We start from the raw sequence: 20,186 nt of genomic DNA, 5'->3' as shown, positions 1-20,186 counted from the left end.
GCCGCATCTCAATCACGCCGCTTCCTCCCGGGGTGGGGCACGGCGGGGTCGGGACGCAGCAAATCGTGATTGAGCTCGCAAATCTGCTCGATCGTCTCCTTCAGTTTCTGGTAGTTGTCCAGCCAACGACGAACCTCGGCCACCCGCTCCCGCCGTACGCTGATCTGTTGCGTCTGTCCGCGCCCATAACTGACCGTCAGCACGTACACCTGATGGCCCTCGCCGCGCGCGCATTTCGGACAGCCGCTCTTGTGACGCACGACTCGCTCCAACAGCGTCCCACGCAAAAGCTCGCCGGTGATCGGCAGCGTTCCAACCAGTTTCTTGCGCTTTTGAAGCGTGCGTTCACGAATCATCCCAATCAATGAATCAGGGGCGCGCACGGGCGTCAAACTCAAATCCGTCCAGGCTTGCAGAAAATCACAACTGCGCCGATTCTGCCCCAACACTCGGGCTCACGAATTTTGCGCCGGAAAGTAGCTAGCCACTCACAACCACGCAAAGTCCAACGACATGGCCGATCTCTCAGCCTTTCCGATCACAAAACGCTGGCCTGCCCAGCATCCGGATCGCCTGCAGCTCTATTCATTGCCGACGCCCAATGGCGTGAAGGTCTCCATCATGCTCGAAGAGATCGGGCTGCCCTACGAGGTGCATCTCGTAGACTTCAACAAGGATGACCAGAAGACGCCGGAGTTCCTTTCGCTGAACCCGAACGGCAAGATCCCTGCGATCCTCGATCCCAACGGTCCCGGCGGCAAGCCGCTGCCCTTGTTCGAATCCGGCGCGATCCTGCAATATTTGGCGGAGAAGACCGGCAAGCTGCTGCCGGCGGATCCGGCGCGCCGTTACGAAACCATCCAATGGGTTCATTTCCAAATGGGCGGCATCGGGCCGATGTTCGGCCAGGTCGGCTTCTTCCACAAATTCGCCGGCAAGGACTACGAGGACAAGCGGCCGCTGCAACGCTACGCCGCGGAATCGAAGCGGCTGCTCGGTGTCATGGAGACGCACCTTGCCGGGCGGCAGTGGTTCATGGACGACGAGTACACCATCGCCGATATCTCGATGCTTGGCTGGGTGCGCAATCTGATCGGCTTCTACGGCGCGCGCGAGCTCGTCGAGTTCGACCAGTTCAGGGATGTCGCGGCCTGGCTGGAGCGCGGCCTGGCGCGCCCCGCAGTGCAGCGTGGATTGAACATTCCGAAGCGGCCTTGAAGCATGATCCGGTATGCTCACCCCGGGCGCGAACGAGAATATCCGTTGTCGCCCGCGCGGCGCTTCGCCATGATTGTCCTGTCTATCTTCCCAACCGAGCCCTGAGCCCACCCATGACCACAGACGCGATCCGGCCTGCCGTTCACCGCCATCAGCCCTGGTACAAGATTCTCTATATCCAGGTGCTGATCGCGATCGCACTGGGCGTGCTGATCGGGCACTACAATCCCGACCTCGGCAAGGCGCTGAAGCCGCTCGGCGACGGGTTCATCGCCCTGATCAAGATGATGATCGCGCCGGTGATCTTCTGCACCGTGGTGCACGGCATCTCCTCGATGGGCGACCTCAAGCGCGTCGGCCGGGTCGGGTTGAAGGCGCTGATCTATTTCGAGGTGGTCTCGACGGTGGCGCTCGCGGTCGGCCTCCTGGTCGGCAAGGTGCTGCAGCCCGGTAGCGGCTTCAACATCGATCCCAGCACGATCGATCCGAAGTCGGTCGCGACCTACGTCACCAAGGCGAAGGAGGAGGGCATCATCGCCCATCTGATGGCGATCATCCCGGACAGCTATTTCGGCGCGATCGCACGCGGCGACCTTCTGCAGGTGCTGCTGATCTCGATCCTCTCCGGATTTGCCATCGCCTATATGGGCAAGGCCGGCGAGCCGATCGCGGGCGCGATCGACAAGGCCGCCAAGGTATTCTTCGGCATCATCCGCATCATCGTCCGCGTCGCGCCGCTCGGCGCATTCGGCGCCATGGCCTTCACGGTCGGCGCCTACGGCCTCGGCTCGCTGTGGAACCTGGCCGCGTTGATCGCGACCTTCTATTTCACCAGCGCGCTGTTCGTGCTGATCGTGCTCGGCGCCATCGCGCGGCTGTCAGGCTTCTCGATCATCCGCTTCATCGCCTACATCAAGGACGAGCTCCTGATCGTGCTCGGCACGTCGTCATCGGAGACCGTGCTGCCGCAGATGATCCAGAAGATGGAGCATCTCGGCGCCTCGCGCTCGGTGGTCGGCCTTGTCGTGCCGACCGGCTACAGCTTCAACCTCGACGGTACCAACATCTACATGACGCTGGCGACGTTGTTCCTGGCGCAGGCCACCAACACCCACCTGACGATCTGGCAGGAGCTCGGCATTCTCGGCATCGCCATGATCACCTCGAAGGGCGCCTCGGGCGTCACCGGCGCCGGCTTCATCACGCTCGCGGCGACGCTGTCGATCGTGCCCGACATTCCGATCCAGTCGATCGCGATCCTGGTCGGCATCGACAAGTTCATGAGCGAGTGCCGCGCGCTCACCAACCTGATCGGCAACGGCGTCGCCTGCGTCGTGATCAGCCTGTCCGAAGGCGAGCTCGACAAGGACGCGCTGCACGAGACCATGGCGCATCCGCTTGAACTCGGCGAGGCGCTGGAGCCGGGCGGGACGGGCTAGACCAATATGCAGTGATGGGGCCGTCGCAGGGGGGCGCTGCCAAAATATCGAAAACAACCCCATGCAAAGTAGCCGGCGGCGGCCGGCGTTCGACCGAGCAACTTGACACGTCGGGCAATTGGCGGATATATTTCTAATATTCCGAAATGACGCAGATGTCCCTTCCCCGCCGCGCCCACATCGCTGGCGGGCCCGTCGACCCGTTTGGTGAAGAAGATGCTCCTGGATATAGGTCTTCGCGGTGGAGCCCTCGCTTTGCTGGTGCTTCTCGCGCTCGACGCCGTTCTGCAGCTGCGCAACAGCCGGCTCGGCCGCATCACGCTTCTTTTCGACCTGTGCGGAATTGCGTTTCTCATTGAGACGGCTCCGCAATTTCGCGACAGCCACGCTGTGTGGGTCCTCTTCCTGCGGGTGGCGAGCAATATGGCGGCGGCCGTCTTTGCTCTCTGGAGCGAGGAGGTATTCGACGACACGGCCAGGCCGCCATGGATTGGTTGGACACCGGTGGGTTTGATGGCCTTGCTTGCCATCTGGTCCGTGGTCACCGATTCTTCATGGGCCTGGCTCGCGACCCATGTCTCCGCTGTGATGCTTGTGGTGATCACGATCGGTCGCGTTCTGCTGGGCCGAGCCAACGACCTGATCGAGGTGCGCCGCCGGGATCGGGTCGTGTTCGCATGGGGTTTGGGCCTCGCGATCGTGGGCTGCACGCTGATTGGGTCAAGCAATGTCGGGATGACGCCTGCGCTTCCCGGTGTGGTGGGCATCGCTCTTGCTGCTGCCCTGTTTCGCCTGCATCGGGCGAGCCCGATCACCGCGGTCGCCGCCGCGCCGCCGGTGTCGGGCCCGGCCTCATCAACATCCGAAATGACCGAGGCGGAAGCGGCCCTCTATAGGCGTCTGCTGAGGCTCATGGAGGTGGAGCGAGCCTATCGCGACGGCAGCTTGACCATCGCCAGCCTGGCCAAGCAGCTCGACACGCCGGAATACCGCGTGCGCCAGCTCATCAATCAGCGGCTCGGCTACGGCAACTTCGCCCGCTTCGTCAACTCCTACCGGCTGGCGGAAGCGCGCTCGGCCCTGGCCGATGCCGGCCAGGCGCGTGTCCCGATCCTGACGATTGCACTGGATGCCGGCTTCGAGTCGATCGGCCCGTTCAATCGCGCGTTCAAAGCGGTGACTGGAGAAACGCCGAGCACATTCCGCAAACGGACCCTGGCCGGGCCGGTGTGACGCACCGATTGTCGCAAACGGCCAGGCTTTGCGGGTTTCGGCGACCCTGAGTGCGACTTTCGGCGCGACTGGCCCGGCCTTGGCCACCATGTTCGGCGTCCCAGCGAAGGAGACGCACATGGTACAGCCCGTTCGACCGACGACCCACAGACTCCTTTATATCGACAACCTGCGCTGGTCGGCGATCAGCATGGTTGTGGTCATGCATGCCGCCGTCACCTACTCGCCGTTTGGAAGCTGGTACTATCGCGAACATCCACCGTTGGGCCTGGGCACCCAGGTGGCCTTTGCGGCTTATCAGGCGCTTCAGCACGCAGTCTCGATGGGACTGCTGTTCGGCATCGCCGGATACTTTGCCGCCGGCATGGTCGCCCGCCGCGGCGTCGCTGGCTTCTTGCAGGAACGGCTGTATCGGCTCGGCGTACCTCTGCTTCTTTATATCGGGCTTATTGGACCGCTGACAGAGTACTACGTGGCGGGATCATGGTGGTCGCAGCCGCGCCGGAGTTTCATTGAGGATTGGCTGCACCATGTCTCCAACGGCCAACTTCTTGACGGCTCCGGCCCGCTCTGGTTCTGCCTTGTGCTGTTGCTGTTTTCCGGCTGCTTTGCCCTGCTATGCAGATTCCGACCGATCGGCCAGCCTTCCGCCCGGCCGGTACCGAGCCTCGTCGCTGTGCTCGGCTTTGTCCTGGTGATGAGCGCCGTGACGTTCGCGGTGGGGCTGCTGGCGCCGGAAGGCCGCACCGTCCTCAACATCGCCATTCACGACGCGCCGCAGTACCCCTTCATGTTCGCCGCTGGGGTCGCTGCGTGGCGGGGCGATTGGCTGCGACAGATTTCGAGCGGCGCAGGACGGCGCTGGCTGGTCTGCGGGCTGGTGGGGAGCATCGCGCTGTGGGCAGCGATCGTCGTCTTCGGGGGAGCCCTTGAAGGTCGGCTGGCCGACTACGGCGGCGGTTGGCATTGGCAGGCGGCAGGCATGGACTTTTGGCGGTCGGCAACGTGCGCCTCGCTCAGCCTGGGGTTGGTGGTGCTGTATCGCGACCTGTTCGACTGGCAGGGGCCGGTGACGGGGTTCCTCAGCAGGAATGCCTTCGGCGTTTACGTTCTGCACGCCCCTGTGCTCATCGCGGTGACCCGCGTCATGCACGATTGGTCCGTTGCCCCGCAATGGAAATTCCTGTTGGCAAGCCTCGTCGGCGTGGTCGCCAGCTTTCTGGTCGTCGGATTGCTGGCTCGGCGCGTTCCGGGGCTACGCGCAGTGCTGTAAACGCGTCAGTCGGGGACGCCGGCCGCCTTGAGGGTTTCACGATAAGTCGTGGACATCGATTCGACCGGGAACGGAATCCGCGACAGGAAGCCGGAGATCGAAAACTCCGGATCGACCTTGAGCAGTTCGCGCGCGATCTGGGTCGCGCGCTCGCTCTCGCCGATCTTCACCAGCGCCACGATCAACACGCGCAGCGCCACCGCGAAGCGGCGGTTCTGCGCCAGTGCCTTGTCCGCCCACATCACCGCTTCGGCAAAATTCTGGTCGAGCACCGCGCAGATCGCGAGCGCGGCGGAGGCGAACCAGCCGCGCGGGTCGCGCGGGTTCAGCCGCTGCGCGCGCTCGATCATGGCGCGGCCCGCCGCCTGGTTGCCGCGCATCGCCTCGACCCAGCCGCCGAGCACCAGTGCCATCGCCGAGTTCGGATTGATCGCAAGCGAGCGTTCGAACAGCTCGCGCGCCGGCTCGATCTCGTCGGCCATGTTCCAGATCGCGAACGCTGACATCCACAGCACCTGCGCGTCATTCGGCGCGCGCTCCACGGCGCGCCAGGCCATCGCCACCGCGCGCTCGCGATACGCGTCATCAGGCGTCAGCCAGCCCTGGAAATGACGCAGCGCCTGGCAATAGGCCGACGCCGCCATCGCCGGCGCATAGCCCGGGTCGAGCGCCAGCGCCTGGTCGAGGCAATCGAGCGCGGCGGAGATGCTCTCGGGCGTGAATTCGTAGCGCAGGCTGTAGGCGCGCAGCAGCAGGTCGTAGGCGTCGAGCCTGTCGGGTGGGGCGGCCCGCCGCCGTTCGGCTTCCGCCACATGCAGGGTCGGCTCGATTGCTCCGACCACGCTCTCGGTGATGCGGTCCTGCAGATCGAACACGTCGTTCGCCGCGCCGTCGAAACGGTCGGCCCACAGATGCGCGCCGGAGACGGCGTCGATCAATTGCCCGGTGATCCGCAGCCGGTCGCCGCCGCGGCGCACGCTGCCTTCGAGTACATAGCCGACGCCCAGATCGCGTCCGACCTCGCGGATATCGACCGCCTTGCCCTTGTAGGTGAAAGCGGAGTTGCGCGCGATCACCGTCAGCCCGCTACAGCGCGCGAGCGCGGTGGTAATGTCTTCCGCGATGCCGTCGGCGAAATAATCCTGCTCGGGATCGCCGCTCATATTGGTGAAGGGAAGCACCGCGATCGCGGGACCTTCGCTTTGCCGCGCGACGGCTCTCTCAGGCGCAGCTTCGTCCGGCGCGGCGTCCTCGCGCACTTCGCCGACGAACCGGAGGCCCTTGCGGGGCAGGGTGCGGATCAGGCGCTGCTCCTCGCCATTGTCCCCGATCGCCGTCCGCGCGGCATTGACCCGGCTGCCCAGGGTCGCTTCCGAGACGATCCGGCCGTGCCAGACCGCCGCCAACACCTCGTCGCGGCTGACCACGCGATCCCGCGCGCGAATGAGGAACTCGATGAGGTCGAACACCTGCGGCTCGACGGCAACCAGCGCTTCGCCGCGGCGCAGCTCCCGGCGCTCGGAATCGAGGCTGAAGTCATTGAAATAGTAAGGCAAATTCGAAAGTCCGGCGGTCGGGGCGCGTGCAGGTGGCGGAACCTAGCACAGGCTGGCGGGAGCCAAAATCAAGACGGTCTGAAGGGCAAATCCATGCCGTCTCAAAGCGGACCGGCGCGGGGTCTGGCATGGTCATCCGCGAAACAAGTCGCAGGAGATCGCCATGTCGCAATTCATCAATCAGCAACGCCGTAACTTCCTTGGCATCGCCGGCGGGGCACTTGCGGCGGCCGGCCTCGGCATCATCGCACCGGCGCAGGCGCAGTCAAAAGCCCAGGCGCTGCCGTCAATCAAGCCGGGCGCCCATATCTCGATCGGTCCCGTGAAGCAGATCAATGCCGGCGTGCTCGATGTCGGCTATGTCGAGATGGGGCCGGCAGCGGGTCCCGCCGTCATCCTGCTGCACGGCTGGCCCTACGACATCCACAGCTACGCCGATGTCGCGCCGGCGCTGGCTGACGCCGGTTACCGCGTGATCGTGCCTCATCTGCGCGGCTACGGCACGACCCGCTTCCTCTCGACGGACACGATGCGCAGCGGCCAGCCGGTTGCGGTAGCCGCCGACATCGTCGCGCTGATGGACGCGTTGAAGATCGAGAAGGCTGTGCTTGCCGGCTATGATTGGGGGGCGCGCACCGCCAACATCATGACCGTGCTGTGGCCGGAGCGCTGCAAGGCCATGGTGTCGGTCAGCGGCTACCTGATCGGCAGCCAGCAGGCCGGCAAGGTGCCGCTGCCGCCGAAGGCCGAACTGCAATGGTGGTACCAGTTCTATTTCGCGACCGAGCGCGGCCGTGAGGGCTACGCCAAGAACCGGCACGACTTTGCCAAGCTGATCTGGCAGCTCGCTTCACCGAAGTGGCAGTTCGATGATGCCACCTATGACCGTAGCGCGGTCGCATTCGACAATCCCGATCACGTCGACATCGTGATCCACAATTACCGCTGGCGGCTCGGCCTCGCCGAGGGCGAAGCCAAGTATGACGAGTTCGAGAAGACACTCGCCCAGGCGCCGGCCATCGCCGTGCCGACGATCACGATGGAAGGCGACGCCAACGGCGCGCCGCATCCGGAGCCTGCCGCCTACGCCAAGAAGTTCTCGGGGCACTATGAGCACAGGCTGATCACCGGCGGCATCGGACACAATCTGCCGCAGGAGGCGCCGCGGGCCTTCGCCCAGGCCGTCATCGACGTCAGCAAGCTCTGAAGCGAGCGCGGGTAGCGGATCATGAGACAGGTTCTGAAATGGGCGGCTGCCGCGATCGCGGCAGCCTGCATCTCCGCGTCGTTGCCGTTTGCCGTCGGACATGCCGACGATGCGGCGTTGGCATCGCCGATCTTCGGGGTGAAAATTCCAGCCCGCTACCGCGACTGGAAGCTGATCGCCGTGGGAGAGGAGACGGGCCTCGACGAGCTGCGCAGCGTGCTCGGCAATGCAACTGCCGTGAAGGCCTATCAGGACGGCGCGTCGCCGTTCCCTGACGGCACCGTGCTGGTCAAGCTCGCCTGGAAGCGCAAGCCGGTTGCGGGCCTCGACGGCGCCTTCGTCACCGGACCGGCGACCACCGTCCAGGTCATGGTCAAGGATTCAGTCAAATACGCTGCGACCGGCGGATGGGGCTTCGGCCGCTTCATCGACGGCAAGCCGGTCGACGCGGCCCAGCACGAGACGTGCTTTGCCTGTCACGAGGCGCACGCGAAGGAGCAAGACTTCGTCTTCACGCATTACGCGCGCTGAAGCGCTGCCAATATCGATGTGGAGACAACGCAGGTCCGATCTGGCGCGGCGATTGCTGCAGGGCTAATTTCCCTGCAGCAATGCACCCGGGGAACGGCTTTGACCATCACTATCTACGGCATCAAGAACTGCGACACCATGAAGAAGGCGCGCGCCTGGCTCGACGATCACGGCGTCGCCTACGACTTCCACGACTATAAGGCCGCCGGCATCGGCAAGGACAAGCTCAAGCAATGGAGCGATGAGCTCGGTTGGGAGACGCTGCTCAACCGCGCCGGCACCACCTTCAAGAAACTGCCTGATGCCGACAAGGACGGATTGACCGAGCGCAAGGCGCTGGCGCTGATGGCCGATCAGCCGTCCATGATCAAGCGTCCGGTGCTCGATCTCGGACCCAAGCGCGTGGTCGGCTTCAAGCCGGATCTCTATGCTAAGGAAGTGCCGGCGAGGGCGCGCAAGAAAGGTTAGATCAAGAAGGGCTAGATCAAGTCGGCCGTCTCATGCGCCGACATCTGCGGTCCCGGGACGGCGCGGTCGATCACCGCCCTGAGAGCTGTCGGTGCGGAAATCACACAGTAGCGGCAGGGCCCATTCGGCTTGCGCAATGCGCGCAGCCAGCCGTTCAGCAGCACGCGCTGCGTGATCGACTTGACCACCGATGGATCGGCACTTGCGAATTCCATCAGCTAGCCGAATTCGATCACATCAGCGAGCGGGATTCGGCCAGGGGCGCGATGGGCCAGGTCGCGATCGATGATGGCGCTCAGCCTGAGTTCGGGCAGCTTGTCGTTGCCGCGCATCAAATTGCGGATCTCGAAGCTGCCGTCCTCGCTGATCGTCTTCAGCGATGCGACGAGATGGGTGACCGGGCCGCCATCCGAGAACGGCAGCAGCAATCGCTCATAGGCGACCACGCGGCCGTAGATGTCGTCTATGTCAGCGATGGTGTAGACGGGCAGGCGGCGGGCGACGCAGGCGTAGTAGACGGGCATCGCGATCGGCGCGAGCCACGGTCCAAGATAGTCGTCGAGCAGGCGGCCCTTGCCCGTGTTTCCGTAGGCGTTCGCCATCCGCGTGCCGTCGCTCTGGATCGTCAGCCGCGGCGTTTGCGTCGCCGTGTCGACGGTGAAGAACACGAGGTCCGGCAGATCCTCCTCGATTCGCTCCGGCCGGAATTCGTCCATCGGCGGAATGGTCTGCGCACGGGCATAGAGTCGCAGCCACACGTTCAGGAAATCGCGTTGCCTGATCGACTTGACGACCGAAGGATTGGCGCTCTCGAACTGCACGGCGACGGGCCCTCTGTGCAAAATTGCCGAAGCTTCGGTTGGCCGAGGCAAATATTCTATGAAAGTGCGAAATCGCAGGAAAACACCGTTAACGGCCGCTTCCCGATGCGCAAAGCCCCGCCGAAAGCCATTCGACTAAGGATCAATCGGAACCGGGTATTGACGATACCGCGGTGCACAGCTTTCCACCTTGCGTAACCGCCATGGATGACGGCATATTCCGGCCCGGAGGCGGCGGGCTCCGGACGGTTTCCAAGACGTTTGGGACGCCTGTCGGACATGAAAAAACTGGCCACGCGGGCGAGAGGCCTCGCAGCGATGGCCCATGGGGGATTCTATTTGGCCGATGAGTTCATTCTCGAAACCAGCGGATTGACCAAGGAATTCGCGGGTTTCTTCGCTGTTCGCGACGTCGCGCTGAAGGTGCGTCGCGGTCATATTCACGCGTTGATCGGGCCTAACGGCGCCGGCAAGACGACCTGTTTCAATCTGCTGACCAAATTCCTGAAGCCGTCGGCGGGCCAGATCCGCTACAAGGGGCAGGACATCACATCGATGGCGCCGGCCGATGTGGCGCGGCTCGGGCTGGTTCGGTCGTTCCAGATTTCGGCGGTGTTTCCCCATCTCACCGCGCTCGAGAACGTCCGCGTGGCGCTGCAGCGCCAGCACGGCTCGTCCTTCGATTTCTGGCGCTCCAAGAACGTGCTCGACCGCTTCAATCCACGCGCCCACGAGCTTCTGAACGACGTGGGCTTGAGCGAATTCGCCAATACGCCGGCGGTCGAGATGCCCTATGGCCGCAAACGCGCACTTGAAATTGCGACGACGCTCGCGCTCGACCCGGAGATGATGCTGCTCGACGAACCGATGGCCGGCATGGGTCATGAGGACATCGACAAGATCGCAGCGCTGATCAAGCGGATTTCGGCGAAATACACCATCCTGATGGTCGAGCATAACCTCTCGGTCGTCGCGAACCTCTCCGACATCATCACCGTGCTGACGCGCGGGCAGGTGCTGGCGGAGGGCAACTACGCCGACCTCTCCAAGGACGAGCGCGTGAAGGAAGCCTACCTGGGAGCGGGTCATGGCTGAAGCAAAACTGGCGGAGAAGCCCGCGGCCGCGGCCAGCGCCGAAGTGCTGGCGGTCAAGGATCTGCAGGCCTGGTACGGCGAGTCCCACATCCTTCACGGCATCAATTTCAACGTGAAGGCCGGCGAGGTCGTGACGCTGCTCGGCCGCAACGGCGCCGGCAAGACCACGACACTGAAGTCGGTGATGGGCATCATCGGCAAGCGCTCCGGCTCGGTCCGTTTCGACAACCGGGAAATCATCCGCGCCACCTCCGACAGGATCGCGCGGCTGGGCATTGCGCTCTGTCCCGAGGAGCGCGGCATTTTCGCCAGCCTCGACGTGCGCGAGAACCTGATGCTGCCGCCGGTGGTGCGCAGCGGCGGCCTGTCGCTCGACCAGATCTTCACGCTGTTTCCGAACCTGAAGGAGCGGCTGTCGAGCCAGGGCACCAAGCTGTCGGGCGGCGAACAGCAGATGCTGGCGATCGCGCGCATCCTGCGCACCGGCGCCCGCTTCCTGATGCTGGACGAACCGACCGAAGGACTTGCACCGGTCATCATCCAGCAGATCGGCCACACCATTGCGCGCCTGAAGTCGGAGGGATTCACGATCCTTCTCGTCGAACAGAATTTCCGCTTCGCCTCGACCGTCGCCGACCGCTACTACATCGTCGAGCACGGCAAGGTGATCGACGGCTTCGCCAATTCGGAGCTGTCGGCCAATATGGACAAGCTGCATACGTATCTTGGCGTTTGACGTCGCAAGAACCAGAAAATTTAGGACGAGGGAATACGAAATGAAGAGTACGATTTCAGCGCTGCTGCTCGGCACCGCGGTGGCGCTTACGTCCATAGGTTTCGCTTCCGCCCAGGACAAGACCGTCAAGATCGGCGCACTGTCCGATCAGTCGGGCCTCTATGCCGATCTCGGTGGCCCCGGCTCGACGCTGGCGGCGCAGATGGCGATCGAGGATTCGGGCCTGAAGGCCAAGGGGTGGACGATCGACCTGATCTCCGGCGACCACCAGAACAAGCCCGACATCGGCACCACCATCGCGCGGCAGTGGTTCGACGTCGACAAGGTCGACGTGATCGTCGACGTGCCGAATTCCGGCGTCGCGCTCGCGGTCAACAACGTGGTGAAGGAGAAGAACGGCGTCTACATCAACTCGGGCGCCGCGACCTCCGACCTGACCAACGCGCAGTGCACGCCGAACACGGTGCACTGGACCTACGACACCTACATGCTCGCGCACTCGACCGGCCAGGCGCTGGTGAAGGCCGGTGGCGACACCTGGTTCTTCCTGACCGCGGACTATGCCTTCGGTGCGGCGCTGGAGCGCGACACCACGGCGGTGATCACCGCCAATGGCGGCAAGGTGGTCGGCAGCGTGAAGCATCCGCTCAACACCGCGGATTTCTCCTCCTTCCTGCTGCAGGCGCAGGCCTCCAAGGCCAAGATCATCGGCCTTGCCAATGCCGGCGGCGACACCACCAACTCGATCAAGCAGGCCGCCGAGTTCGGCATCGTCAAGGGCGGCCAGAAGCTGGCGGCGCTCCTGCTGTTCCTGACCGACGTCAAGGCGATCGGGCTCGAGACGGCGCAGGGCCTCAACTTCACCGAGACGTTCTACTGGGACATGAACGACAAGACCCGCGCCTTCTCGAAGCGGTTCTCGGAGCGGATGAAGAACGGGGCGATGCCGACCATGGTGCAGGCCGGCGTCTATGCGGGACTGATCCACTACTTCAAGGCGCTGGAAGCGCTCGGCGGCAATCCGCATGACGGCGCCAAGGTCGTCGCCAAAATGAAGGAGATCCCGACCGACGATCCGCTGTTCGGCAAGGGCGCGGTCCAGCCCAACGGCCGCGTGATCCACGACGCCTATCTGTTCGAGGTGAAGAAGCCGTCGGAGTCCAAGGGTCCGTGGGACTTCTACAAGCTGGTCGGCACCGTGCCTGGTGACCAGGCCTTCACGCCGCTCGACAAGAGCACCTGCCCATTGCTGAAGAAGTAACGATCGTGCCCGCCGGTCACGGCGTGACCGGCGGGCTTTGTCTACCCAAGCGAAAGCTCATTCGATGCAGGCTCTATATGCACAGCTTCTGGTGGGGCTGATCAACGGCTCGTTCTACGCGCTGCTCAGTCTGGGGCTCGCCGTGATCTTCGGCATGCTCAACATCATCAATTTCGCGCACGGCGCGGTCTACATGATGGGCGCCTTCGTGGCGTATTTCCTGCTCAATCTCGGCGGTATCAATTACTGGTGGGCGCTGATCATCGCGCCGATCGTGGTCGGCATCTTCGGCATGATCCTCGAGCGCACCATGCTGCAATGGCTGGCGGGGCTCGACCACCTCTACGGGCTGCTCCTGACCTTCGGTATCGCGCTGATCATTCAGGGCGTCTTCCAGAACTATTTCGGCTCCTCCGGTCTGCCTTACTCGATCCCGGATCAGCTCAAGGGCGGCATGAATCTCGGCTTCATGTTCCTGCCGATCTACCGCGGCTGGGTCGTCATCTTCTCGCTCGTGGTGTGCCTGGCGACCTGGTTCCTGATCGAGAAGACGCAGCTCGGCGCCTATCTGCGCGCCGCGACCGAGAACCCGACGCTGGTGCGCGCATTCGGCATCAACGTGCCGCGCATGATCACGCTGACCTACGGGCTCGGCGTCGGTCTCGCCGCGCTTGCCGGCGTGCTGTCGGCGCCGATCAACCAGGTCCGCCCGCTGATGGGCGCCGATCTGATCATCGTGGTGTTCGCGGTGGTCGTGATCGGCGGCATGGGTTCGATCATGGGCTCGATCATCACCGGCTTCGCGCTCGGCGTGATCGAGGGACTGACCAAGTATTTTTATCCCGAGGCCTCCAACACCGTGGTGTTTGTCCTGATGGTGGTGGTGTTGCTGGTGAAGCCAACGGGACTGACGGGACGGGCGGCCTGATATGTCAGCATTGACCGACGATACACTTCCGATGACGCCGCGCGCGATGCGCGACGAGATGATCGTATTCGCCGTGATGACGGTGCTGCTGGTGGTGGTGCCGTGGACGGGGATCTATCCCTTCTTCGTCATGCAGGCGCTGTGCTTCGCGCTGCTCGCCTGCGCTTTCAACCTCCTGATCGGTTACGGCGGCCTGCTGTCGTTCGGCCACGCGATGTTCCTGGGCACCGCGGGCTACGTGACGGCCCATGCGCTGAAGGTCTGGGCGCTGCCGCCCGAGCTCGGCATTGTGGTCGGCGTCGCCGCGGCGGCTGTGCTCGGCCTCATCACCGGCTACATCTCGATCCGCCGGCAGGGCATCTATTTCTCGATGATCACGCTGGCGCTGTCGCAGCTGCTCTACTTCATCTATCTGCAGGCGCCGTTCACCCATGGTGAAGACGGCATCCAGGGCATTCCGCAGGGCCATCTGTTCGGGCTCTTCGACCTCTCCAGGCCGATGGTGCTGTATTACGTCGTGCTGGTCGGGTTCCTCGCCGGATTCCTGCTGATCTACCGGACCATCAACTCGCCGTTCGGCGAGGTCCTGAAGTCGATCCGCGAGAACGAGCCGCGCGCGATCTCGCTCGGCTACAAGACGGACCAGTACAAGCTGCTCGCCTTCATCCTGTCGGGCACGCTGGCGGGCTTCGCCGGCTCGCTGAAGGTGTTCGTGGCGCAGAACGCCTCGCTCACCGACGTGCACTGGTCGATGTCGGGTGAAATCGTGCTGATGACGCTCGTCGGCGGCCTCGGCACCATCTTCGGACCCGTGGTCGGCGCCTTCGTGATCATCGCCATGCAGCAATATCTCGCCGGTTTCGGCCAGTGGGTGACGGTGATCCAGGGCGTGATCTTCGTGGCCTGCGTGCTGCTGTTCCGGCGCGGCCTGGTCGGCGAGATCGCCCATTACCTCAGGCGGTCCCTGTAAGGGCCGGGGCGGCCGGGGCTTTTTTGGAGCCGACAAAGCGGTGGATGACCGCCCCCCTGGGCGGCCGCCGGCTGATGCATTTACCCCGCGAAATGTTCTATGACAGTTTTGTGACGGCACCCCACGGCCGTCCCAGAACGATGGAACTGATAGATGTTGCGCTGGTTTCGCGCCTTCCTGCCCAAGGAAGAGCGGTTTTTCGACCTGTTTGCCCGGCACGCCCAGACCTCCCTGGATTGCGCGAAGGCGTTACAGGATGTGCTGAAGGGCGGCGAGGAGACGCCGCTGCATTGTCAGCGCGTCAACCAGATCGAAAATGAAGCCGACAATATCACACGCGAAGTCCTGACCGCGGTCCGCCGCACCTTCATCACCCCGTTCGACCGCAGCGACATCAAGAACCTGATCACTTCGATGGACGATGCGGTCGACCAGATGCAGCAGACCGCGAAGGCGGTCGTGCTGTTCGAGGTGCGCGCGTTCGAGCCGCCGATGCGCGAGATCGGCAACCTGATCATCGAATGCGCCAATCTGGTCGGCCGCGCGCTGCCGCTGTTGCAAGCGATCGGGCAGAACGTCGCGATGCTGAGCCAGATCACCGAGGAATTGACCAAGCTCGAGGGCCGGGTCGACGACCTGCACGATATCGGGCTGAAGGAACTGTTCCTGAAGCATCGCGATGCCAACACGATGGACTTCATCGTCGGCGCGGAGATCTACGATCACCTCGAAAAGGTGGCCGACCGGTTCGACGATGTCGCGAACGAGATCAATTCCATCGTGATCGAGCAAGTGTAGGGCAGGGCATCACGTGGACGCCACGCTGGGTCTACCCGTTCTCGTCATCCTGATCGCGGTGGCGCTGCTGTTCGATTTCCTGAACGGCCTGCACGACGCCGCCAATTCGATCGCGACCATCGTCTCGACCCGCGTGCTGCGGCCGCAATATGCGGTGTTCTGGGCGGCGTTCTTCAACTTCGTCGCCTTCATGGTGTTCGGCCTGCACGTCGCCAACACCATCGGCACCGGGATCATCGATCCGTCGGTGGTCGATGCGACCGTGATTTTTGCAGCGCTGGTCGGCGCGATCGTCTGGAACCTGATCACCTGGGGGCTCGGCATCCCGTCGTCGAGCTCGCATGCGCTGATCGGCGGATTGGTCGGCGCCGGCATGGCGAAGGCGGGGATTTCGGCGGCGGTGTGGAGCGGGCTCTCCAAGACGCTGCTCGCGATTGTGCTGTCGCCGCTGGTCGGTTTCGTGCTGGCGCTGGTACTGGTCGCGATCGTGTCCTGGCTCTCGGTGCGCTCGACGCCGTTCGCGGTCGATCGCGCCTTCCGCGTCCTGCAATTCGCTTCCGCCTCGCTCTATTCGCTCGGCCATGGCGGTAACGACGCGCAGAAGACCATGGGGATCATCGCGGTGCTGCTCTATTCGCAAGGCCACACCGGCGAGACGTTCCACATCCCTTTCTGGGTGGTGCTGGCCTGCCAGAGCGCGATGGCGCTGGGCACCCTGATGGGCGGCTGGCGGATCGTGCGCACCATGGGCCTGCGCATCACCAAGCTGACGCCGATGCAGGGCTTCTGCGCCGAGACCGGCGGCGCCGCGACGTTGTTCATGGCGACCTTTCTCGGGGTTCCCGTCTCGACCACGCACACCATCACCGGCGCCATCGTCGGCGTCGGTGCCGCGCGGCGGATGTCCGCCGTGCGCTGGAGCGTGGCGAGCTCGATCGTCTATGCTTGGGTGATCACGATTCCCGCATCCGCAGCGGTCGCGGCGCTGAGCTATTGGGCCGTGCAGATCCTGAAGTAGCGTTTTCGAGCGAAGTGGAAGCCGGTTCGCGTGAAGAAAACGCGTCCCAAAAGGAGTGATCATCCGACGAGCTTCAACCCGACGATGCCGGCGACGATCAGCCCGATGCTGGCAAGGCGCATCGCGGTGGCCGGCTCGCCGAACAGGACGATGCCGAGCGTGGCGGTTCCGACCGCGCCGATCCCGGTCCAGACCGCATAGGCGGTTCCAATCGGCAGGCTCTTGAGCGCGACGCCAAGCAGGATCACGCTGCCGGCCATGGCCGCCAGCGTCAGCACCGACGGCACCAGCCGCGAGAAACCTTCGGTAAATTTCAGCCCGATCGCCCAGCCAATCTCGAGGAGACCTGCGGTGAACAAAATGGCCCATGCCATAACGAACCCTCCGGATAAGGCAGGGTCGTCCCCGCAGAGGCTGTGGTGAGGAGAAGGTCGTCCTTCCCGTGCCTATATGGAGGCGGTGCGGCCATTCCGCATTGCGACAAAACGCCCTTGATTGCGTCCGTTTTCCCTGCCAAACGCTCCCCGCCATGTCCGACATCTCAGTTTCAGCCGAATCGTCGTCCCGCTCGCCGCTTTCCGAGGAAGTGGCCCGGCGGCGCACCTTTGCGATCATCTCGCACCCGGACGCCGGCAAGACCACGCTGACGGAAAAGCTGCTGCTGTTCGGCGGCGCCATCAACCTCGCCGGCCAGGTCAAGGCCAAGGGCGAACGGCGCAACACGCGCTCGGACTGGATGAAGATCGAGCGCGAGCGCGGCATCTCGGTCGTCACCTCGGTGATGACCTTCGAGTTCAACGACCTCGTGTTCAACCTGCTGGACACGCCGGGCCACGAGGACTTTTCGGAAGACACCTATCGCACGCTGACCGCGGTCGACTCCGCGGTGATGGTGATCGACGCCGCCAAGGGCATCGAGGCGCGGACGCGAAAGCTGTTCGAGGTCTGCCGCCTGCGCGACATTCCGATCATCACCTTCATCAACAAGATGGACCGCGAGAGCCGCGACACCTTCGAGCTGCTCGACGAGATCGAGAAGACGCTGGCGCTCGACACCACGCCGATGACCTGGCCGGTCGGCCGCGGCCGCGGCTTCCTCGGCACCTACGACGTCGTCAATGGCGGCGTGCGGCTGCTCGAGGGCGGCGGCGCCAAGACCGGCGCCACCGAGCAGATCGACATCGCCGATCTCGGCAAGCGCAATCCCAATCTCGACGTCGCCGAGGTCAAGGACGAGCTCGCGCTGGCGTCCGAGGCCTGCAAGCCGTTCGAGCTCGCGGCGTTCCGCGAGGGCCATCTGACGCCGGTCTATTTCGGTAGCGCGCTCCGTAATTTCGGCGTCGGCGACTTGCTGGAGGGCCTCGGCAAGTTCGCGCCGGCGCCGCGCGCGCAGGATTCCGACCTGCGCAAGGTCGAGGCGGCGGAGCCGCGCATGAGCGCCTTCGTGTTCAAGATCCAGGCCAACATGGACCCGAACCACCGCGACCGCATCGCGTTCGCGCGGCTGTGCTCGGGCAAGCTCAGCCGCGGCATGAAGGCCAAGCTGGTGCGCACCGGCAAGAACATGAGCCTGTCGAGCCCGCAATTCTTCTTCGCCCAGGACCGTTCGGTGGCGGACGAGGCCTTTGCCGGCGACGTCGTCGGCATTCCCAACCACGGCACCTTGCGGATCGGCGACACCCTGACAGAGGGCGAGGAACTGACCTTCGTCGGCGTGCCGAGCTTCGCACCGGAAATCGTCCGCCGCGTCCGGCTCACGGATGCGATGAAGGCCAAGAAGCTGAAGGAAGCCCTGCAGCAGATGTCGGAGGAGGGCGTCGTCCAGGTATTCCGTCCGCGCGACGGCGCGCCGGCGCTGGTCGGCGTGGTCGGCCCGCTGCAGCTCGACGTGCTCAAGGCGCGGCTCGATGCTGAATACTCGCTGCCGGTCGAGTTCGAGGTCAGCGAGTTCTCGCTGGCGCGCTGGATTTCATCCGACGACCGCAAGAAGCTCGACGCTTTCATCGCCGCCAACAATTCCGGCATTGCCGACGACGTCGACGGCGATCCGGTGTTCATGGCCAAGAACGAGTTCTATCTCGGCTATATCAGCGAGCGCGCCGAGGGCATCACCTTCTCCAATGTCAAGGACGTGAAGAAGCGGGCGTAGGCAACCTGGCCTCCGCTTGTCGTCCCCCGGCTTGACCGAGGGACCCAGTACGCCGCGGCCTATCGATTGATCGCAACCGTCTCTGGAATACTGGATCGCCCGGTCAAGCCAGGTCAAGCCGGGCGATGACAGCTGCGGTTGCGGCGGCCGGCAGGGGCTTCTCGCGCAAGCGCGAGGACGTGAACGCGTTCCCGCTTGATGCGGTCCGATTGCGGTACCATTTTCTCCGATACGCATTCAGGGTTCGCTTGCATGCTCCGACGCATTGCCATCTGTTTCGCTCTTGCGCTGCTGGCCATCGGCCTTGCGCGCGCTGCCGATGCGCGGGATCGGCAGACCAATCCGGTGCCGTTCGCCCACACGCCCTGCAGCGTGCTCGATAACGAGCCTTGCACGCCGTCCTATTGCAGCGTGTTCAATCACGGGCCGTGTCTTCCCGAGATGAATTATCCGTACGGTGAAAATCTGCAGCTGACGATCCTGGCCGTGCCGCCGCAGGACCAGGCCGAGAGGTACCGCAAGCCCGATCACGATCTCAATACCATCGGCGATCTGTTCGCGGCGCTGCGCTCCTGCTGGTCGCCGCCGCCGACCGACGACGCGCATGAAGGCATGCAAATGTCGGTGAAGTTGAGCTTCAAGCGGTCGGGCGAAATGATCGGCGCCCCGCGGATGACATTCGCCACGTCAGGCGTCCCAATGGACACCCGCACGACTTACCTCAATGCGATCAATGCCTCGCTCGACGGTTGCCTGCCGCTGAAATTCAGCGGCGGGNCTCGGCGGGGCGCTCGCCGGCCGCCCGATCATGATCCGCTACGTCGACAACCGCGATCTTCCCAAGACGGCCGCCAAGCCGTGATGTACGTCATTCCGGGGCGATGCAAAGCATCGAACCCGGAATCTGGAGATTGGCTTGCACGCTCGTCAACCTCGAGATTTCGGGTCTGGCGCTGCGGGCCATCCCGGAATGACGGAATATGGGAGGCGGGTGACGCATTGCGCACCGCGGCCCGAAGGTGATACGCGAGAGCTGCAAGTAAAGACATCTGGGTAAGGGCATCTGAGGAGGACATCGTGGGACTGCTCGTCATGATCCTGGGTCTCGTGCTGTTCCTCGGCATCCACGTGTTCACCACCTTGCGTGGCATGCGAGCGAGCCTGGTTAAGGCGATGGGCGAGGGCGCCTACAAGATCGTCTACTCGCTCGTCGCCGCCGTCGGCCTCTGGCTGATCGTTCAGGGCTTTGGCGAATACCGCGCCGCCGGAATGATCCCGGTGTGGACGCCGCCAACGGCGTTCAAGCACATCACAGTGGCGCTGATGCTGCCCGCCGTCATCCTGGTGGTGGCCTCCTATATCCGCGGCCGCATCTACACCACGCTGAAGCATCCAATGCTGGCCGGCGTGAAGCTGTGGGCGTTCGCGCACCTGCTCGCCAACGGCGATCTCGGCTCGATCGTCCTGTTCGGTTCGTTCCTCGGC

General features: G+C 63.9%; 21 protein-coding genes and 1 pseudogene. 17 read left to right on the top strand and 5 right to left on the bottom strand.

Going from position 1 to position 20,186, the window contains the following annotated elements; translation table 11 throughout:
• Window positions 1-8: 8 nt before the first annotated feature.
• A complete protein-coding gene (locus tag AS156_RS00570) occupies window positions 9-449 on the bottom strand; it encodes a DUF6788 family protein (RefSeq protein WP_136625947.1) in 441 nt (146 codons plus the stop codon).
• Between the two features lie 64 nt (window positions 450-513).
• Here AS156_RS00570 and AS156_RS00565 point away from each other — a divergent pair, with 64 nt between their 5' ends.
• The 4 genes from AS156_RS00565 to AS156_RS00550 all read left to right on the top strand — a co-directional run bounded on the left by AS156_RS00565 (window position 514) and on the right by AS156_RS00550 (window position 5,163).
• On the top strand, window positions 514-1,218 hold the full coding sequence (locus AS156_RS00565) for a glutathione S-transferase family protein (protein WP_066498574.1): 705 nt from the start codon (window positions 514-516) through the stop codon (window positions 1,216-1,218).
• Window positions 1,219-1,331: 113 nt separating this feature from the next.
• Window positions 1,332-2,657 (top strand): dicarboxylate/amino acid:cation symporter, encoded by a 1,326-nt coding sequence (locus AS156_RS00560; protein WP_066498571.1) that lies wholly within the window; start codon window positions 1,332-1,334, stop codon window positions 2,655-2,657.
• A gap of 261 nt (window positions 2,658-2,918) precedes the next feature.
• Window positions 2,919-3,890 carry an AraC family transcriptional regulator gene (locus tag AS156_RS00555; RefSeq protein WP_245312487.1) on the top strand — a complete coding sequence of 324 codons (972 nt, stop codon included), beginning with the start codon at window positions 2,919-2,921 and terminating at the stop codon, window positions 3,888-3,890.
• Between the two features lie 118 nt (window positions 3,891-4,008).
• Window positions 4,009-5,163: an acyltransferase family protein gene (locus tag AS156_RS00550; protein WP_160331036.1), complete on the top strand. Its 1,155-nt coding sequence runs from the start codon at window positions 4,009-4,011 to the stop codon at window positions 5,161-5,163.
• Window positions 5,164-5,168: 5 nt separating this feature from the next.
• Here the strand turns inward: AS156_RS00550 and AS156_RS00545 are convergent, their stop codons facing one another.
• Window positions 5,169-6,719, bottom strand: a complete 1,551-nt coding sequence (locus AS156_RS00545) for a winged helix-turn-helix domain-containing tetratricopeptide repeat protein (protein ID WP_066498567.1) — start codon at window positions 6,717-6,719, stop codon at window positions 5,169-5,171.
• A 163-nt stretch (window positions 6,720-6,882) separates the two neighbouring features.
• On the opposite strand from AS156_RS00545, the gene AS156_RS00540 reads away from it, so the two are divergent.
• The 3 genes from AS156_RS00540 (at window position 6,883) to AS156_RS00530 (ending at window position 8,925) form a co-directional block, all read left to right on the top strand.
• Window positions 6,883-7,926: an alpha/beta fold hydrolase gene (locus AS156_RS00540; RefSeq protein WP_066498566.1), complete on the top strand. Its 1,044-nt coding sequence runs from the start codon at window positions 6,883-6,885 to the stop codon at window positions 7,924-7,926.
• Window positions 7,927-7,947: 21 nt separating this feature from the next.
• The gene (locus AS156_RS00535; protein ID WP_066498563.1) at window positions 7,948-8,457 is read left to right on the top strand and encodes a cytochrome P460 family protein; all 510 of its coding nucleotides are present in this window, start codon (window positions 7,948-7,950) and stop codon (window positions 8,455-8,457) included.
• Window positions 8,458-8,556: 99 nt separating this feature from the next.
• Window positions 8,557-8,925: an ArsC family reductase gene (locus tag AS156_RS00530; protein ID WP_082747262.1), complete on the top strand. Its 369-nt coding sequence runs from the start codon at window positions 8,557-8,559 to the stop codon at window positions 8,923-8,925.
• Between the two features lie 11 nt (window positions 8,926-8,936).
• Here AS156_RS00530 and AS156_RS00525 read toward each other — a convergent pair whose 3' ends face one another.
• Window positions 8,937-9,140, bottom strand: a complete 204-nt coding sequence (locus tag AS156_RS00525) for a hypothetical protein (protein WP_066498559.1) — start codon at window positions 9,138-9,140, stop codon at window positions 8,937-8,939.
• Window positions 9,141-9,143: 3 nt separating this feature from the next.
• Window positions 9,144-9,746, bottom strand: coding sequence for a PAS domain-containing protein (locus AS156_RS00520; RefSeq protein ID WP_066498558.1), 603 nt, complete (start codon window positions 9,744-9,746; stop codon window positions 9,144-9,146).
• Between the two features lie 339 nt (window positions 9,747-10,085).
• On the opposite strand from AS156_RS00520, the gene AS156_RS00515 reads away from it, so the two are divergent.
• The 7 genes from AS156_RS00515 (at window position 10,086) to AS156_RS00485 (ending at window position 16,552) form a co-directional block, all read left to right on the top strand.
• On the top strand, window positions 10,086-10,841 hold the full coding sequence (locus AS156_RS00515; protein WP_066498557.1) for an ABC transporter ATP-binding protein: 756 nt from the start codon (window positions 10,086-10,088) through the stop codon (window positions 10,839-10,841).
• On the top strand, window positions 10,834-11,577 hold the full coding sequence (locus tag AS156_RS00510; RefSeq protein WP_066498556.1) for an ABC transporter ATP-binding protein: 744 nt from the start codon (window positions 10,834-10,836) through the stop codon (window positions 11,575-11,577). Before AS156_RS00515 ends, AS156_RS00510 begins: the two co-directional genes overlap by 8 nt.
• 40 nt (window positions 11,578-11,617) lie before the next feature.
• On the top strand, window positions 11,618-12,838 hold the full coding sequence (locus AS156_RS00505; protein WP_066498554.1) for an ABC transporter substrate-binding protein: 1,221 nt from the start codon (window positions 11,618-11,620) through the stop codon (window positions 12,836-12,838).
• 64 nt (window positions 12,839-12,902) lie between these two features.
• Entirely contained in the window at window positions 12,903-13,766 is an 864-nt protein-coding gene (locus AS156_RS00500; protein ID WP_066498550.1) for a branched-chain amino acid ABC transporter permease, read from the top strand.
• A 1-nt stretch (window position 13,767) separates the two neighbouring features.
• A complete protein-coding gene (locus AS156_RS00495) occupies window positions 13,768-14,736 on the top strand; it encodes a branched-chain amino acid ABC transporter permease (RefSeq protein ID WP_066498544.1) in 969 nt (322 codons plus the stop codon).
• 153 nt (window positions 14,737-14,889) lie between these two features.
• Window positions 14,890-15,534 (top strand): DUF47 domain-containing protein, encoded by a 645-nt coding sequence (locus AS156_RS00490; RefSeq protein ID WP_066498543.1) that lies wholly within the window; start codon window positions 14,890-14,892, stop codon window positions 15,532-15,534.
• Between the two features lie 13 nt (window positions 15,535-15,547).
• A complete protein-coding gene (locus AS156_RS00485) occupies window positions 15,548-16,552 on the top strand; it encodes an inorganic phosphate transporter (RefSeq protein ID WP_066498542.1) in 1,005 nt (334 codons plus the stop codon).
• A gap of 59 nt (window positions 16,553-16,611) precedes the next feature.
• Here the strand turns inward: AS156_RS00485 and sugE are convergent, their stop codons facing one another.
• Window positions 16,612-16,926 carry a quaternary ammonium compound efflux SMR transporter SugE gene (gene sugE / locus AS156_RS00480; protein WP_066498541.1) on the bottom strand — a complete coding sequence of 105 codons (315 nt, stop codon included), beginning with the start codon at window positions 16,924-16,926 and terminating at the stop codon, window positions 16,612-16,614.
• A gap of 155 nt (window positions 16,927-17,081) precedes the next feature.
• Between sugE and AS156_RS00475 the strand changes: the two genes are divergently transcribed.
• The 3 genes and pseudogenes from AS156_RS00475 to AS156_RS40170 all read left to right on the top strand — a co-directional run.
• A complete protein-coding gene (locus AS156_RS00475) occupies window positions 17,082-18,701 on the top strand; it encodes a peptide chain release factor 3 (RefSeq protein ID WP_066498539.1) in 1,620 nt (539 codons plus the stop codon).
• A 252-nt stretch (window positions 18,702-18,953) separates the two neighbouring features.
• Window positions 18,954-19,478 (top strand): annotated as a pseudogene (locus AS156_RS43775) (hypothetical protein); the annotation flags it as partial.
• Window positions 19,479-19,778: 300 nt separating this feature from the next.
• On the top strand, window positions 19,779-20,186 hold a 408-nt coding region (locus tag AS156_RS40170; RefSeq protein ID WP_245312484.1), incomplete at its 3' end, for an NnrU family protein.

Source organism: Bradyrhizobium macuxiense (assembly GCF_001542415.1).
In the GTDB taxonomy this organism is placed as follows: domain Bacteria; phylum Pseudomonadota; class Alphaproteobacteria; order Rhizobiales; family Xanthobacteraceae; genus Bradyrhizobium; species Bradyrhizobium macuxiense.
Note: the sequence above shows the minus strand (reverse complement) of the source record. Positions and strands in the feature narration are given on the sequence as shown.

Excerpts from the sequence above, each read along its gene's own strand:
- AS156_RS00505 (WP_066498554.1), top strand. The coding sequence starts at position 11,618 with ATGAAGAGTACGATTTCAGCGCTGCTGCTCGGCACCGCGGTGGCGCTT.
- AS156_RS00495 (WP_066498544.1), top strand. The coding sequence starts at position 13,768 with ATGTCAGCATTGACCGACGATACACTTCCGATGACGCCGCGCGCGATG.
- sugE (WP_066498541.1), bottom strand. The coding sequence starts at position 16,926 with ATGGCATGGGCCATTTTGTTCACCGCAGGTCTCCTCGAGATTGGCTGG.
- AS156_RS00565 (WP_066498574.1), top strand. The coding sequence starts at position 514 with ATGGCCGATCTCTCAGCCTTTCCGATCACAAAACGCTGGCCTGCCCAG.
- AS156_RS00500 (WP_066498550.1), top strand. The coding sequence starts at position 12,903 with ATGCAGGCTCTATATGCACAGCTTCTGGTGGGGCTGATCAACGGCTCG.
- AS156_RS00490 (WP_066498543.1), top strand. The coding sequence starts at position 14,890 with ATGTTGCGCTGGTTTCGCGCCTTCCTGCCCAAGGAAGAGCGGTTTTTC.
- AS156_RS00550 (WP_160331036.1), top strand. The coding sequence starts at position 4,009 with ATGGTACAGCCCGTTCGACCGACGACCCACAGACTCCTTTATATCGAC.
- AS156_RS00535 (WP_066498563.1), top strand. The coding sequence starts at position 7,948 with ATGAGACAGGTTCTGAAATGGGCGGCTGCCGCGATCGCGGCAGCCTGC.
- AS156_RS00525 (WP_066498559.1), bottom strand. The coding sequence starts at position 9,140 with ATGGAATTCGCAAGTGCCGATCCATCGGTGGTCAAGTCGATCACGCAG.
- AS156_RS00475 (WP_066498539.1), top strand. The coding sequence starts at position 17,082 with ATGTCCGACATCTCAGTTTCAGCCGAATCGTCGTCCCGCTCGCCGCTT.
- AS156_RS00540 (WP_066498566.1), top strand. The coding sequence starts at position 6,883 with ATGTCGCAATTCATCAATCAGCAACGCCGTAACTTCCTTGGCATCGCC.
- AS156_RS00560 (WP_066498571.1), top strand. The coding sequence starts at position 1,332 with ATGACCACAGACGCGATCCGGCCTGCCGTTCACCGCCATCAGCCCTGG.
- AS156_RS00510 (WP_066498556.1), top strand. The coding sequence starts at position 10,834 with ATGGCTGAAGCAAAACTGGCGGAGAAGCCCGCGGCCGCGGCCAGCGCC.